Genomic DNA, 13,938 nt, shown 5'->3' with positions numbered 1-13,938 from the left:
CATGGCAATCAATGCGATAACTGGCGGCTCGACCGCCCCGACGACCACGAGTGTGCAGCAGATGGGGCAGAGTGATTTCCTGCGCCTGATGACGGCGCAGCTGTCGCAGCAGGACCCGTTCAACCCGGTCGATAACCAGCAGATGGTCGCCCAGATGGCGCAATTCTCCAGCCTTGCCGGCATTTCGGAGACCAACGCGACGCTTCAGCAGATTTCCGACCAGCTCAAGGCGCAGACTGCGCTGCTTGAGGAAATTCGCGCCAATACCCCGGCCTCGCCGGCCCCCGCATCCACCCAGGAAGGATAAGTCCATGTCATTCTATACGTCGCTTTCGGGCCTCAAGGGCGCCCAGACCGAAATGTCGGTCATCTCGAACAATATCGCCAACGCCGGCTCGATCGGCTTCAAGCGCAGCGCTGCACAGTTCGGCGACATCTTTGCCTCGTCGCCGAACCAGTCGACCCGCACGGTTGCGGGACAGGGCACGCGCCTCAACGGCATCACCCAGCAGTTCACGCAGGGCTCGTATGAAACGAGCGAGAAGACGCTCGACATGGCGATCGTCGGCGAGGGCTTTTTCGTGGTCAAGGGCGCCCCGCCCTCGAACGCGGTCACCTATTCGCGCAACGGCGCTTTTACGCCGCTCGAGGATGGCCGCGTCGTCGACACGATCGGGTCGACGCTGCAACTGCTGCCGGTCGACGCCGATGGCAATGTCACCGACCGCACGCTCGGCGCCGCCTATGACCTGGTGATCCCGAAGGCATCGCCCGATAATCCTGACGCCGCGCTCGTCAACGTCTCGGTCGGCACCGACGGCCTCGTCACCGCGACCTTCGCCGACGGGTCCGAGCAGACGCTGGGCAAGGTCGCGATGGCGTCCTTCCCGGCGACCGAAGGGCTGCGCCCCATCGGCGACGCGCATTGGCAGTCGACGGGCGAAAGCGGCCAGCCGGTGATCGATTCGCCGGGCAGCGGCTCTATGGGCGCCGTGCGCTCGGGCGCGATCGAGCGGTCGAACGTCGACATTACCGAGGAACTGGTGATGCTGATCGCCGCGCAGCGCAATTTCCAGGCCAATGCCAAGGCGATCGAAGGCGCTTCGACGCTGACCCAGACCGTCATCAACATGAACTGACCGGCGTTTAGCCGTCTGCCCGGAGCGACATCATGGACCGCGTCATCTATACCAGCCTCACCGCAATGCGGGGCAGCATGGCCCGGCAGACGGCGATCGCCAACAACCTCGCCAACGTCAACACGCCAGGCTTCCGCGGCGAAATTGCGGAGGCGCAGACGATCTGGCTTCAGGGCAGCGGCGTCGGCGGGCGTGCGGTGTCGTCGGAGGAAGTGATCGGCGCCGACATGCGCGCCGGCACCGTCGCCGCGACCGGGCGCGACCTCGACGTTGCGCTACGCGGCGATGCGATGCTGGTCGTCCAGGCTCCGAACGGAGAGGAAGGCTATACGCGGCGCGGCGATCTGATGATCGGGGCGTCGGGCCTTCTCACCACCGGCGACGGCCACCCGGTTCAGGGGACGCAGGGGCCGATCACCATTCCCGCCGCCGATGCGATCAAGATCGACGAAGAGGGGCGCGTCTGGGTCGTGCCCGCCGGCGGCGATCCCGAAAATCCGCAGCAGGTCGACCGGCTGCGCATCGCGAGCCCCGCGGGCTCGGATATCGTCAAGGGGCTCGACGGGCTGTTTCGCGTGCGGAACGGCGGCATCCTGCCCGATGATCCCGAAGCGCGGCTCGTTACCCGCTCGCTCGAAGGCTCGAACGTCACCGCGACCACCGCGCTCGTCGAGATGATCGAGGCGAGCAAAAGCTGGGATTCACAGCTCAAATTGATCAGCGACGCGCGCGACATGGACAGCGCGACCGCCAATTTGATGCAGCTGCCGCGTTAAGGAGATAATCAATGAGCTTTGGTGCCTTGCACGTCGCGCGAACCGGACTGGATGCCCAGAGCTTCCGAATGCAGGTGATCGCGAACAACCTCGCCAACGTGAATACCACGGGCTTCAAGCGCGACCGCGCCAATTTCGAAACCCTCTCGTATCAGATGATGACCCAGCCGGGCGCGACCTCGGCCGCCGACAACCGCTATGCCACGGGGCTCAATCTCGGCACGGGCGTCGAGCTCGCCGGCACGTCGCGCGTCGACACGCAGGGCAGTTTCGCCACGACCGGAGGCGCGCTCGACATGGCGATCGACGGCGCGGGTTTCTTTCAGGTTCAGATGCCCGACGGGCGCATCGGCTACACCCGGGCGGGCAATTTCAACCGCGCGCCCGACGGGACGATCGTGACTTCCGACGGCAAGCCGCTGATCCCGCAGATCCAGGTTCCCGAGGATGCGACCGGCCTGTCGGTCGGCACCGACGGCACCGTCTCGGCGATGGTGCCGGGTCAGGCCGACGCGGTCGAACTGGGCCGCATCGAACTTGCCCGCTTCGCCAACCCGTCGGGGATGCAGGCGATCGGCGACAATCTGCTCGTCGAGACCGCCGCCTCGGGCGCGCCGCAGGTTGGCGCCGCGGGTGAGGAGGGGCGCGGCTCCTTGCGCGGCGGGATGCTCGAGGGATCGAACGTCAATGTCGTCGAAGAGCTCGTCGACATGATCGAGACCCAGCGCGCCTATGAGGTCAATTCGAAGATGATCCAGGCCACTGACGAGATGATGAAAAATGCGACCCAGACTCTCTAGCGCGCTGATCTTCGCGCTCGCCGCTGCGCCGCACGGTGCCGCCGCGAAGGACAAGATCCCCGAGGACGCCTTCGCCGCGACCGCGCCCGCTCCGCAGGCGCCGCCGCCGCCGAATGGCGCGATCTTTCAGGGCGGCTATGTCGCGCTCACCTCGGGCGGCCGCGCCGGGCGGGTCGGCGACATCGTCACCATCCAGCTCGTCGAGCGCACCGTCGCATCGAAGAGCAATGCGGCTGGCACCCAGCGCGGGGGCAGCCTCGGTCTCACGCCGCCGAGCACCGGCCCGCTCTCGCTCTTTTCGCCCAGCGACATCGCGATGGGCGGCAGCAACCAGTTCAAGGGCAAGGGCGAAGCCTCGCAGTCGAACCAGCTCGCTGGCGAGATCAGCGTGACGATCGCCGAAGTTTATCCGAATGGCACGATGCTGGTGAAGGGTGAGAAGCTGCTCACCCTCAACCGCGGCGACGAGCGCGTCCAGATCTCGGGGTTGATCCGCGCGATCGACATCGGCCCCGACAACCGGATCGCCTCGACGCGCGTCGCCGACGCCAACATCCGATACGTCGGCAAGGGCGAGATCGCCCGTGCCAGCCGCCAGGGTTGGCTGCAGCGCTTCTTTTCCATGATCAGCCCCTTCTGACGCTTTCGAGGACCGATATCGTGATCCAGCGTTCCTTCCTTTTCGCCTTCCTCGCCCTGCTGGTCGCCAGCCTCGGCGTTGCTTCGCCTGCATCCGCGGCGCGGATCAAGGACATGGGCCAGTTCCAGGGCATGCGCTCGAACCAGCTTACGGGCTATGGCATCGTCGTCGGACTTGCGGGGACGGGCGACGACAGCCTCGACTATTCGACGCTGGGCATGAAGGGCGCGGTGTCGCGCTTTGGCCTGACGCTGCCGCCGGGGGTCAATCCTGCCCTCAAGAATGCGGCGGCGGTGATGATCACTGCAGAGCTTCCGGCCTTCGCAAAGCCCGGCCAACGGCTTGACGTCACCGTTTCGGCGATCGGCAAGGCAAAGAGCCTGCGCGGCGGCACGCTCGTCCTCGCGCCGCTTTATGGCGCTGACGGACAGATCTACGCGATGGCGCAGGGCAATCTCGTCATCGGCGGGCTCGGCGTCGACGCAGCCGACGGGTCGAAGCTGACCGTCAACGTCCCCTCGAGCGGCCGCATTGCAAATGGTGCGACGATCGAGCGCGCGGTCGACACCGGCTTTGCCTATGGCGACCGGCTGATCTTCAACCTTCATCAGTTCGACGCGACCAATGCGAAGCGCGTCACCGACGCGATCAACGGCGCGCTGGGGCCGGGCGCCGCGTCGATGGTCGATGGCGCGAGCATTTCGATCCGCGCCGGCGGCAGCGGCGACGACCGCATGCGGCTGATCTCGCTCGTTGAAAATCTCGACGTCGTGCGGGCCGAACCGCCTGCGCGCGTGATCGTCAACGCTCGCACCGGCACCGTCGTGATCAATGGCGCGGTCCGCGTCGGCACTGCCGCGGTCACGCAGGGCAAGCTCACGGTGTCGATCAAGGAATCGCCGGCGGTGGTACAGCCTGCGCCCTTCAGCCGCGGCCAGACGGCGGTCGAACCGTCGAGCGACATCCGGGCGTCGGAGGAATATCGCCCTGCCTTCCTGATGAAGCCCACCGCCTCGCTTGCCGAGCTCGTCGATGCGATCAACCGCATGGGCGTGCCGCCGGGCGACCTCGTCGCAATCCTCGAAGCGCTGTCCCAGGCGGGCGCGCTCACAGCCGAACTGGTGATCATATGATGACGACCTCGCTTTCCCAGCCCGTGCGTTCCGCGGTTCCGGCTGCGGCGACACCCAAGCTTGCCGGCGGCGGCGGTGACGGCCTGCGCAAGGCGGCCGAAGCCTTTGAGGCGGTGATCCTGCGCCAGCTGATGGCGTCGATGCGCCAGGCGAAGCTCGGGGAGGATATCTTTGGCTCGAGCGCGACCGACAATTTTCGTGAAATGGCCGATGCCCGCACTGCCGATTCGATCGCGTCGATGCGCCAGTTCGGAATCGCCTCGATGGTTGAGGCGCAGTTCCGCGCCCGGGTCGCGGCGAGCGGTGCGGATGGTCCCGGCGGAGGCGTGCAATGAGCGACCTGCTCGGCATCGGCGCCAGCGGGCTGCGCGCCTATTCGGCAGCACTCGCGACGATCGGCGACAATATCGCCAATGCGCAATCGCCGGGCTATGCGCGGCGCACGCTGCAACTGCGCGCGGCGCAGGCGGCCGGCGGCGACACCCCTTTCGTTCGCGGGAACATCCGCCCCGGCGGAGTGGACATCAACGGCATCAGTCGATCGGTCGACGCATGGCTGATCGAGGATGCGCGGATTTCTTCAGGCGGCGCGGAGCGAACAGCGACGCGGCTCGCATGGATGGATCGGGTCGAGAGCGCGCTCAGCGATGATACCAACGGCATCGCTTCGGGGCTGACCAGTCTTTTCACGACCGCCGACCAGCTGACGGCAGACCCCGCCAACCGTACGCTGCGCAGCCAGTTCCTACAGGCCGCCGACGATATCGCGTCGGGCTTTCGCACGGCGGCGGGCCAGCTTTCCGATATGGCGGACGGTATCGCCGGAGCTGCAGCAAGCGAAGTCGAGACTTTCAACGCCAACCTGGACGCGCTGGAGGCGGTCAATATCGGTTTACGCAAGGCCCGCCCTGGCTCGACCGGTGAGGCGAGCCTGCTCGACGAACGTGACCGGCTGCTCGACACCCTCTCGGCCCACGCCGGCGTGTCGGCAAGCTTCGACGACCGCGGCGCGGCGACACTGCGCGTCTCGGGGAGCGGCGAGCTCTTGGTCGGAGGCGGCGAGGTGCACCGGGTTGCGGTGGCCAGCGGCGCTGACGGTCGCCTCTCGTTCAGCGTCGCGGGCGGCGCACCCTTCGACACTGCCTCAGGGTCGCTTGCGGGGCTCAGCGAGGCGGCGAATCATGTCGCGGACCAGCGCGCTGCACTCGACGCGACGGCCGCCGATTTTGCGGGGCAGCTCAATGCTGCGCATCAGGCGGGGATCGACGCGAACGGCAACGCCGGCTCGCCGCTCTTTACCGGCACCACCGCCGCGACGCTGACCGCGACGGCGCTGACCCCCGATCAGGTGGCAGCCGCCGACGCGGCAGGCAGCAACGGCAATATGCTTGCGCTGGGCGCGATGCGGGGGGCGAACGACCCCGAGGCCAAATGGTCGGGTTTCCTGGCCTCGCAGGCGCAGGCGACCGCCTCGGCGCGGGCGCAGGATTCCGCCGCCGCGACACGCGCCGATGCTGCAAACGCCGCGCGCTCGGCGGTTAGCGAGATCGATCTCGATCGCGAAGCGGGCGACCTGCTCCGCTTTCAGCAAGCCTATTCAGCCGCGGCACGTACGATCCAGGTGGCGCGCGAGGCCGTGCAGACCCTGCTGAACGCGATCTAAAGGAAAGGCGACTCCCATGATCAACGCCACGGGCAATCGTATGACGCGCGAAATTGCGCGCCAGTCGCAACTTGCCGACAGGATCAACGATCTTCAGATCCAGGTTTCGAGTGGCAAGCGCCTCCAGCGCGCCTCGGACGATCCCGTCGCGGCGCGCCGCATCGCGACGATCGGCATCGCGCAGGCGAGCGGGGCGACCTGGGCCGCCAATGTGGCGAGCGCGAGTGCGCAGGTGTCGCAGGCCGACGCCGCGCTGGGCTCGATCAGCAATCTGCTCGTCCGCGCGCGCGAGCTCGCGCTCTCGGCCGCGAGCGACACGATGAATGCTTCCGACCGCGCCAGCGTCGCTGCCGAGCTTGCGGGAATTGCCGACGAGATCGACGGCATCGCCGCACGCCGCGACGCGAACGGTGAGCCGCTGTTTGCCTCCGGGACGGCGAAGGTCGTGCGCTTCGACACTGACATCAGCTTCGCGCCGGTGCCCTCGGCCGCCGACGCCTTCGTCGTCGGCGGGAACCCGCTCTCCACCGGGCTGCGCGATGCCGCGGCGGCGATCTCTTCGGGGGATGCGGCCGCGATCAACGCCGCGCTCGTTACGCTCGCGGCCGGCATCACGCATGTTGCGGATCAGCGCGCCGCGGTGGGCCTTGCCGGCGGGCGGCTCGAGCGGATCGGCGACGGGCTCGCAGCCCGCGACATCGTGCTTGCCGACGAGCGCTCGACGATCGAGGACACCGACCTGTCCGTCGCTATTGCCCAGCTGCACGCGACGAATCTGACGCTCGAGGCAGCCCAGGCCTCCTTTGCGCGGATCAACCGCCAGACCTTGTTCGATATTTTGGGCTGATGGGTCTCAAGTTTTCGCGCGTGCTGCCGTTAATCATCGAAACGCCTGCCTTTTTTTTGGGGTCCGGACCCCGACTGGAGTGAAGCCTGCATGTTTCCCGTCATCGGCATCGTCGTTCTGATCCTGCTGGTCTTCGGGGGATTCGCGCTGACCGGGGGCAATCTTGAACCCGTTCTGCATGCGCTCCCGCACGAGATGTTGATCATCGGCGGCGCCGCGGTCGGCTCGCTGATCATCGGCAATTCCGGCCGCGACCTCAAGGCGCTCGCCGGCGGGCTCGGCAAGGTATTCAAGGGGCCCTCCTACAAGAAAGCCGATTACCTCGACTGCATCCTGCTCGTCTCGACGTTGATGAAGATGATGCGGACCGAGGGGCCGGTCGCGGTCGAGCCGCACATCGAAGATCCCGCAAACTCTCCGCTTTTCCAGCAATATCCCAAGCTGCTCAAGGACCAGACGCTCGTTCATCTGATCTGCGACACGTTGCGCCTCGTTGTTGTCTCATCCGGTACTCTCGACCCGCATGCGGTCGAAGAGGTGATGGACAATGCGGTAAAGAACCATCACCACCACGCAATCAAGCCCGCCGACGGGCTTCAGAGCCTCGCCGACGCGCTCCCTGCGCTCGGAATTGTCGCGGCGGTCCTCGGGGTGGTCAAGACGATGGGCTCGATCGACAAGCCGCCCGAAATTCTGGGCGCGATGATCGGCTCGGCGCTCGTCGGCACCTTCCTGGGCGTTCTGCTCGCCTATGGCCTGGTCGGTCCGTTCGCGGCGCGCGCGCGCGCGGTGATCGAAAGCGATGCCGCGATCTATCATACGGTGAAGCAGCTGATCATCGCCTCGCTCCACGGCCATCCGCAGCCGCTGGTGATCGAGGCGGCGCGTTCGGGGGTCGATCATAGCAACCAGCCGAGCTTTGCCGAGGTCTTCGACGGAATGCGCGGTCGCTGATGGCGGCGCGCCCGAATACGCCGCTGCGCCCGATCATCGTCAAGAAGGTGGTCGAGTCCGGCCACGCCGCGCATCATGGCGGGGCGTGGAAAGTCGCCTATGCCGACTTCGTCACCGCGATGATGGCCTTCTTCCTGCTGATGTGGCTGCTCGGCGCGACGACGGAGAAGCAGCGAAAGGCGCTTGCCGACTATTTCGCGCCGACGATCGTCCAGGCCAAGCAGGACACCGCGGGCTCGACCGGGCTGTTCGGCGGTTCGTCGCTCGTCGATGTCGACAAATATCCGCACGAAGCGGGGCAGACGGGCACCAAGGCGATGACCATCCCGCGCGATGCCGTCGGCGGCCCGCGCGAGGCGATGGGGCGCCAGAGCGAGCGCGCGAGGTTCCAGCAAATCGCCAAGGATCTGATGCGTGAGGTGCAGGCGAAGGCCGAGCTTCGCCGGCTGGCGCGAAACATACGTTTCACTGAAACGCGCGAGGGGATGCGTATCGACATCGTCGACGACGCCGACTTTTCGATGTTCGTGCTTGGCACCAACCAGCTTACCCCCGATGCCTCGCGCCTCTTCGCCCAGATTGCCGAATTGGTCGCGGGGATTCCGAACCAGCTGATGATCCGCGGCCATACCGATGCGGCGCCCTGGTCGGCGAAGGCGGGAACCAACAACTGGCGCCTGTCGGTGGAGCGCGCCGAGGTGGCGCGCCAGTATCTCGAATATCGCGGCATCGCCTCGAACCGCTTTTCGCGCATCGAGGGGGTCGCTGACCGGGAACCTTATGTCCCCTCGAATCGTTTTGATCCGCGCAACCGCCGCATCTCGGTCACCCTCGGCTGGGCGGGGGTGGGGGATAATTAGTGCCAGAATGGCTCTAGTGGGAAATCCTAACAACGCAATCGCGCGGTCATTACTGCCACTATGGCGATAATCCTTATTTTTGAGGGGGTTGGCAATATCCGGTAAAGATGTTGTTTACCATTTTCCTCAATTCATCGCTCCATCGAAGGGGGGCGCCTCGAAAGGGTGCGATGGAGATTGAAGATGAACAAGGTGGGGCAGAACGACAGCAGCCATGCGGGGCTCGAAGCGGCGATCATCGGCCACAGTCCGGCGATCCGTCAGCTGCGCGAGATGATCCGTCGGGTGGCGCGGTCGAACGCTTCGGTGATGCTCTGCGGCCCCTCGGGATCGGGCAAGGAACTTGTTGCTCGCGCAATCCACGACGAAGGCGCCCGCGCCGGCCAGGCATTCTCGGCGATCAACTGCGGTGCGATCCCCGCCGACCTCATCGAATCCGAACTTTTCGGCCATGAAAAGGGCAGCTTCACCGGCGCCACTGCGCGCCGCATCGGCCATTTCGAAGCGAGCGAGGGCGGTACGCTCTTCCTCGACGAAATCGGCGACATGCGTTTTGATATGCAGGTCAAGCTGCTGCGCGTGCTCGAGGACCGGACGATCGTCCGCGTCGGCAGCAGCGAGGCGCGCCGCGTCGACGTCCGCGTCATCTCGGCGACACACCAGGATCTGGGCGCTGCGATCACCAAGGGCAAGTTCCGCGAAGACCTGTTCTTCCGCCTTGGCGTTGTCGTGCTGCAAGTCCCCAGCCTTGCCGACCGCGTCGAGGATATTCCCGCGCTGATCCGTCATTTCCAGAGCCGGATGCCCGCCGACGCCAAATGCCGCTTCGACGAGGCCGCGATGACCCTGCTGATGCGCCACGACTGGCCGGGCAACGTCCGCGAACTTCGCAACTTCGTTGAGCGCGCGAGTGTGCTCCACGGCGGCGAAACGCTTGGCCCCGACGATGTCGCGCTGCTCCTCAATCCCACGGCGCCGCGGCCGGTCGCTCCTGCCCAGCAGGCCAATGACGACCTTCCCCTGCACCCCGTCGCGAAGACGCCGGCGCCCGGCCGCCCGATCGACCTCAAGCGCGAGATAGAGACAATCGAGCTCGAACAGATCCACGTCGCGCTCGATCTCGCCGATGGCATCATCTCGGAGGCCGCGCGCCTGCTGACGCTGAAGCGCACGACGCTGATCGAGAAGATGCGCAAATATGGCGTTCAGCAACAGGCGGCCTGACCAACCGCATTGAGTTTCAGCTCTCTGAAAAGGGGTCGCACTGGTCTTAACCCCTTTGCAGTCACCCGGCCGCCCGTCCCCACCTTGGGCGGCCGGGTGCACCGCGTTCTGGGTCCAGGGCCATAAATTTCTACACAGCGCTTGCCCTATCGCAGCTGCCGCCACGCCGAACTGATTGTCACAATCCCGTCGAGCAGCTCGGCGAAGCCTTCAGCACTGTTCGCGTTCACTGCATCATCGAGCTTGCGCCGCATGCTGCGGTAGACGCGCGACAGCGCCTCGGCGACATCGGCGCCCGCCTCGCGGTCGAGCCCGGCGTCGAGGCCGATCAGGATCGCGCGAGCGCGATGTGCGGGCTCGGTCGCCGAGACACGCTGCCCCTGCCGCACCATCGCGCCGAGGACGCCCACGGCGATCTCCAGCTCGTCATAGAGCATCTGGACCAGCTCCACCGGGTCGGCGGCGGCGGCGCGGCTTTCATGCTGCAGCCGGCGATAGAGGCCGGTCGCGCGAACGGTCGAGGCGGTCGGTGGCACGGCTGGAGGCTCTTAGTTGTTCTTCTGGTTGTTCCAGATCTCGATCTGTTGCTCGAGATAGGATTGCGTCGCCTTGAACGCGGCGAGGCGGGCGTCGAGCGACCCATATTGCTTCTCGAGCCGCGCGCGATAGGCGTCCTCGCGCTGCTCGACCTTTTCGAGTTGTTCCGCGAGCGTTTCGCTCTTCGCGCTCAGCGATTTCGAGACCCGGTCGAGGACGCCGTCGGTCGCGACTGCGGCGTCGCGGATCGCGTCGAGCGCGGCGGCGATGCCCGGATCGGTCGTCTCGGTGTGCGTCGCATCACGCCGCGGATTGAACAGCGCCTCGACCGCGCCAGCGTTGGTGGCGAGCGCCTTCTCAAGCTTGGCGCTGTCGAGCGAGAGAAGCCCCTCCTTGGTGGTCGAGATGCCGATGTCGGTCAGCTTGTTGATCGCGGGATCGCTGGTCAGTGTCTTGCCGACGAGGTCAGCCAGCTGGCTTTCGAGCTGACGGAGCGAGCGTGTGGCGCCGGACATGTCGGCTGCGGCCGCGAGGCTCTGCTTGACCTGATTGTAGACCGCGACGAAATCGCCGATGGTCTGCTTGATCATGTCGAGCGGCCGGCTCGCGCCGATGTCGACCGGCTGGCCGGGCGCCGCCTTCTTGAGCGTCAGCGACATGCCGGGGACGACATCGTCGACGATATTGGTCGCGCGGCTGAAGGCGACGCCGTCGATCGTGAATTGCGCGTCGGTAGCCGTCTGGCCGAGCGTCATGTTCCCCCCCGCGCCATAGCCGAAGGCGGCGAGACCGGGGTCGGCACCCGCGTCGGCGGTCAGGGTGAAGGCATTGGCTTCGCCCGTCGCGCCCTTGACGATCAGGCGATAGCCCCCTTCGTCGGCGATGATCGAGGCGGTGACCCCCGCGCCGCTCGCGCTGATCGCGGCTGCCAGCCCGTCAAGGCTGTCGTTCGTGGCGTCGATGGTGATCGCGTGGTCGGTGCCCCCGATGCTCAGCGTCATCGTGCCTTGGCCGATCGCCGCGGTGCGATCGGCGACCACGCCCGAATATGCGGTCTGCGCCCGCGCGAGCTGCGTCACTTCGATCGTCGCCGAATAGCTGTCGGCGGTCAGCCCGGCGCGGGCTGTCGCCGACAGCACGCTCTCGTCCGACACGGTGGGGGTGCTGCGCAGCGTGCCGTCGCTGACCATCAGGCTCAGCGAGTCGGCGAAACCGTCGAGATCCGACCTGGCCTGCGCGACGGCACTGATCCGCGCCTGGTTCTGCTGGCTGAGCTGGCTCAGCCGCTCGACCTTCGGCGCGCGCGAGGCGTTGGCGAGGTCGGCGACGAGCTGCGGGATATTGATCCCCGATCCCATGCCCAGACTGTTGATGATGTTCGTGGTCATCGCGCTATCCTTTGACCTCTTAACGGCCGCGGGCGGGCGAAATTAAGCCCGATCCTCGCGGCGGCCGTCGGGGTCGAAGCGGTGCGACGCCGGCACGTCGACCACCGGCTGCGCGCGTCCCTCGGCCGCGGCGCGTTCGAGCTGGAAGACGAAGGCGAGCACGGTCGCGACGGCGACGAACAACTCCTGCGGGATCATCCGTCCGGCGCGAGCGGTAAAGTAAATGGCGCGGGTGAGCTGCGGATATTCGAGCAGCGGCACGTTGGCGCTCCGCGCGAGTTCGCGGATCGCGAGCGCGACGTCGCCGCGCCCGCGCGCGACGACCACGGGCGCGGCGTCGACGCCGGGACGGTAGCGCAGCGCGACCGAGAAATGAGTGGGGTTGGTCAGGATTACCGTCGCCTCCGACACCGCCTTGCGTGCCGAGCCGCTGAGAATTTCGTGTGCGCGCTGGCGCTGAGCCTGCTTGAGTTCGGGCGCGCCGTCGGACTGACGCATCTCCTCCTTCACTTCCTGCTTGCTCATCATCAGCCGCTTGTTCCGCTGGAACCATTGCGCGGGGACGTCAATCAGCGCGATGACCACCAGCCCGCCCGCGAGCGCGAGCATCGCATGGCCGATCGCGCGGCCCGCAAGCCCGATTCCCGCATTGAGGTCGGCCGAAGCCATCGTCATCACCGCAGGCAGGCTGCGCGCGACGAGCCAGTAGCCGATGGTCCCGAGCAGCAGCACCTTGGCGATCGACTTCAGGAGTTCGATCAGCCCCTGCGTCCCGAAGATGCGCTTGATTCCGTTCATCGGGTTGATGCGATTGCCCTTGAAGGCGAGCGCCTTGCCGCGCCAGCCGAGCGAGCCGAGCATCGCGGGCCCCGCGATGCTGGCGAGGAGCGCGAGCGCGAAAAGGCTGGCGAGCGGCAGCAGAACCTCCGCGCCGTTGCGCAGCAGCGCTTCGCCCGGCGCGAAATGCGCGACATCGTCAGCGTCCAACGTCAGCCCGCGGCGCAGGAGATCCCCTGCCGACTGCACGAGCCAGCCGCCCGCCGCGAACAGCCATCCCGCGCCCGCAAGCATCATCAGCGCGGTCGCAAGCTCGCGCGACATCAGCACGTCGCCCTCGCGCGCGGCGTCGGCGCGTTTCTTGGGCGTCGGCTGTTCGGTTTTCTGGTCCTTCTCGGTCGTCCCCGCCATCGGATCAGCCCGCCGCGATCTGCCGCGCCATATCGAGCGCGTCGGAAAGGAAACGCGCCAGCGTTTCAGCCATAACCGGGGTCGCCATGCCGAGCAGCACGACGCCGGCAAGCAGCGTCGCGGGCAGGCCGACGGCGAACAGGTTCATGGCCGGCGCCGACCGGCCGATGACGCCCATGATCATCTGGACGAGAATGAGGACGAAGCCGACCGGTAGCGCGATTGTCAGCCCGGCTGCGAACATCAGGCTGCCGAAGCGGAGAATCCCGCCGATCGCTCCAAACGAGGGAAAGGCGCCTCCGGGCGGCAAGGCGCCATAGCTGTCGACGATGATGTCGATAAGGACGAGATGCCCGTCGGCGGCGAGGAACAGCGCGGTCGCGAGCATCGAGAGGAACTGGCCGATCGCCGAACTCGCGGTGCCACTCAGCGGATCAATCATCGACGCGAAGCCGAGGCCCATCGCGTTGCTGATCGCCTCGCCCCCGAGCAACGCTGCGGCGAGCCCCATCTGGAGCACGAAGCCGATCGCGAGGCCGACGACCACTTCGCCAATGATCAGGATGAAGCCGGGCCACGATACCAGCCCGTCCGCGGGCAGCACCATCCCCGACGCGGCCACGGCTGGCACGCCGACCGCGAGCGCGATGACGAGGCGGAGCTGCACCGGCACATTGGCCGCGCCGAACACCGGCGCCGCGACAAAGGCGGCACCGGGGCGGATCATCCCCAGCATCCAGAGCTGAAGCATCGCCTCCACATTGGGGATGTCGGCGGGGTTCATGCGCG

The 13,938-nt window shown here is 66.7% G+C and carries 16 protein-coding genes; 12 read left to right on the top strand and 4 right to left on the bottom strand.

The window, feature by feature from the left end:
- Position 1 precedes the first annotated feature (1 nt).
- The 12 genes from B5X69_RS05645 (at position 2) to B5X69_RS05590 (ending at position 10,036) form a co-directional block, all read left to right on the top strand.
- Complete coding sequence (locus B5X69_RS05645) at positions 2-307, top strand: flagellar hook assembly protein FlgD (protein ID WP_079637716.1); 306 nt, start codon at positions 2-4, stop codon at positions 305-307.
- Between the two features lie 4 nt (positions 308-311).
- On the top strand, positions 312-1,139 hold the full coding sequence (locus B5X69_RS05640; protein WP_079637715.1) for a flagellar hook-basal body complex protein: 828 nt from the start codon (positions 312-314) through the stop codon (positions 1,137-1,139).
- Positions 1,140-1,171: 32 nt separating this feature from the next.
- Positions 1,172-1,915, top strand: coding sequence for a flagellar basal body rod protein FlgF (locus tag B5X69_RS05635; protein ID WP_079637714.1), 744 nt, complete (start codon positions 1,172-1,174; stop codon positions 1,913-1,915).
- 11 nt (positions 1,916-1,926) lie between these two features.
- Positions 1,927-2,715: a flagellar basal-body rod protein FlgG gene (gene flgG, locus B5X69_RS05630; RefSeq protein ID WP_079637713.1), complete on the top strand. Its 789-nt coding sequence runs from the start codon at positions 1,927-1,929 to the stop codon at positions 2,713-2,715.
- Positions 2,696-3,355, top strand: a complete 660-nt coding sequence (locus B5X69_RS05625) for a flagellar basal body L-ring protein FlgH (protein ID WP_079637712.1) — start codon at positions 2,696-2,698, stop codon at positions 3,353-3,355. The genes flgG and B5X69_RS05625 overlap by 20 nt, the downstream gene beginning before the upstream one ends.
- Positions 3,356-3,378: 23 nt before the next feature.
- Positions 3,379-4,488, top strand: a complete 1,110-nt coding sequence (locus B5X69_RS05620; RefSeq protein WP_425441503.1) for a flagellar basal body P-ring protein FlgI — start codon at positions 3,379-3,381, stop codon at positions 4,486-4,488.
- Positions 4,488-4,823: a rod-binding protein gene (locus B5X69_RS05615; protein WP_079637711.1), complete on the top strand. Its 336-nt coding sequence runs from the start codon at positions 4,488-4,490 to the stop codon at positions 4,821-4,823. The genes B5X69_RS05620 and B5X69_RS05615 overlap by 1 nt, the downstream gene beginning before the upstream one ends.
- Entirely contained in the window at positions 4,820-6,151 is a 1,332-nt protein-coding gene (gene flgK, locus B5X69_RS05610; RefSeq protein WP_079637710.1) for a flagellar hook-associated protein FlgK, read from the top strand. Before B5X69_RS05615 ends, flgK begins: the two co-directional genes overlap by 4 nt.
- 16 nt (positions 6,152-6,167) lie before the next feature.
- Complete coding sequence (locus tag B5X69_RS05605; RefSeq protein WP_079637709.1) at positions 6,168-6,998, top strand: flagellin N-terminal helical domain-containing protein; 831 nt, start codon at positions 6,168-6,170, stop codon at positions 6,996-6,998.
- Positions 6,999-7,088: 90 nt separating this feature from the next.
- Positions 7,089-7,952, top strand: coding sequence for a flagellar motor stator protein MotA (gene motA / locus B5X69_RS05600; protein ID WP_079637708.1), 864 nt, complete (start codon positions 7,089-7,091; stop codon positions 7,950-7,952).
- Positions 7,952-8,812 carry a flagellar motor protein MotB gene (locus B5X69_RS05595; protein WP_079637707.1) on the top strand — a complete coding sequence of 287 codons (861 nt, stop codon included), beginning with the start codon at positions 7,952-7,954 and terminating at the stop codon, positions 8,810-8,812. The genes motA and B5X69_RS05595 overlap by 1 nt, the downstream gene beginning before the upstream one ends.
- A 183-nt stretch (positions 8,813-8,995) precedes the next feature.
- A complete protein-coding gene (locus B5X69_RS05590; protein ID WP_079637706.1) occupies positions 8,996-10,036 on the top strand; it encodes a sigma-54 interaction domain-containing protein in 1,041 nt (346 codons plus the stop codon).
- A gap of 146 nt (positions 10,037-10,182) precedes the next feature.
- Here the strand turns inward: B5X69_RS05590 and B5X69_RS05585 are convergent, their stop codons facing one another.
- The 4 genes from B5X69_RS05585 to fliR are packed head-to-tail and all read right to left on the bottom strand — an operon-like array spanning position 10,183 to position 13,933.
- Positions 10,183-10,572 carry a flagellar export chaperone FliS gene (locus B5X69_RS05585; protein WP_079637705.1) on the bottom strand — a complete coding sequence of 130 codons (390 nt, stop codon included), beginning with the start codon at positions 10,570-10,572 and terminating at the stop codon, positions 10,183-10,185.
- Positions 10,573-10,584: 12 nt separating this feature from the next.
- Positions 10,585-11,961 (bottom strand): flagellar filament capping protein FliD, encoded by a 1,377-nt coding sequence (gene fliD, locus B5X69_RS05580; RefSeq protein WP_079637704.1) that lies wholly within the window; start codon positions 11,959-11,961, stop codon positions 10,585-10,587.
- 42 nt (positions 11,962-12,003) lie between these two features.
- The gene (locus B5X69_RS05575) at positions 12,004-13,149 is read right to left on the bottom strand and encodes an EscU/YscU/HrcU family type III secretion system export apparatus switch protein (RefSeq protein WP_079637703.1); all 1,146 of its coding nucleotides are present in this window, start codon (positions 13,147-13,149) and stop codon (positions 12,004-12,006) included.
- A gap of 4 nt (positions 13,150-13,153) precedes the next feature.
- Positions 13,154-13,933: a flagellar biosynthetic protein FliR gene (gene fliR / locus B5X69_RS05570; protein WP_079637702.1), complete on the bottom strand. Its 780-nt coding sequence runs from the start codon at positions 13,931-13,933 to the stop codon at positions 13,154-13,156.
- Between the last annotated feature and the right edge of the window lie 5 nt (positions 13,934-13,938).

Origin of the sequence: Sphingopyxis flava (assembly GCF_900168005.1) — a bacterium.
Lineage (GTDB): Bacteria > Pseudomonadota > Alphaproteobacteria > Sphingomonadales > Sphingomonadaceae > Sphingopyxis > Sphingopyxis flava.
Note: the sequence above shows the minus strand (reverse complement) of the source record. Positions and strands in the feature narration are given on the sequence as shown.

Excerpts from the sequence above, each read along its gene's own strand:
- B5X69_RS05645 (WP_079637716.1), top strand. The coding sequence starts at position 2 with ATGGCAATCAATGCGATAACTGGCGGCTCGACCGCCCCGACGACCACG.
- B5X69_RS05640 (WP_079637715.1), top strand. The coding sequence starts at position 312 with ATGTCATTCTATACGTCGCTTTCGGGCCTCAAGGGCGCCCAGACCGAA.
- B5X69_RS05635 (WP_079637714.1), top strand. The coding sequence starts at position 1,172 with ATGGACCGCGTCATCTATACCAGCCTCACCGCAATGCGGGGCAGCATG.
- flgG (WP_079637713.1), top strand. The coding sequence starts at position 1,927 with ATGAGCTTTGGTGCCTTGCACGTCGCGCGAACCGGACTGGATGCCCAG.
- B5X69_RS05625 (WP_079637712.1), top strand. The coding sequence starts at position 2,696 with ATGCGACCCAGACTCTCTAGCGCGCTGATCTTCGCGCTCGCCGCTGCG.
- B5X69_RS05615 (WP_079637711.1), top strand. The coding sequence starts at position 4,488 with ATGACGACCTCGCTTTCCCAGCCCGTGCGTTCCGCGGTTCCGGCTGCG.
- flgK (WP_079637710.1), top strand. The coding sequence starts at position 4,820 with ATGAGCGACCTGCTCGGCATCGGCGCCAGCGGGCTGCGCGCCTATTCG.
- B5X69_RS05605 (WP_079637709.1), top strand. The coding sequence starts at position 6,168 with ATGATCAACGCCACGGGCAATCGTATGACGCGCGAAATTGCGCGCCAG.
- motA (WP_079637708.1), top strand. The coding sequence starts at position 7,089 with ATGTTTCCCGTCATCGGCATCGTCGTTCTGATCCTGCTGGTCTTCGGG.
- B5X69_RS05595 (WP_079637707.1), top strand. The coding sequence starts at position 7,952 with ATGGCGGCGCGCCCGAATACGCCGCTGCGCCCGATCATCGTCAAGAAG.
- B5X69_RS05590 (WP_079637706.1), top strand. The coding sequence starts at position 8,996 with ATGAACAAGGTGGGGCAGAACGACAGCAGCCATGCGGGGCTCGAAGCG.
- fliD (WP_079637704.1), bottom strand. The coding sequence starts at position 11,961 with ATGACCACGAACATCATCAACAGTCTGGGCATGGGATCGGGGATCAAT.
- B5X69_RS05575 (WP_079637703.1), bottom strand. The coding sequence starts at position 13,149 with ATGGCGGGGACGACCGAGAAGGACCAGAAAACCGAACAGCCGACGCCC.
- fliR (WP_079637702.1), bottom strand. The coding sequence starts at position 13,933 with ATGAACCCCGCCGACATCCCCAATGTGGAGGCGATGCTTCAGCTCTGG.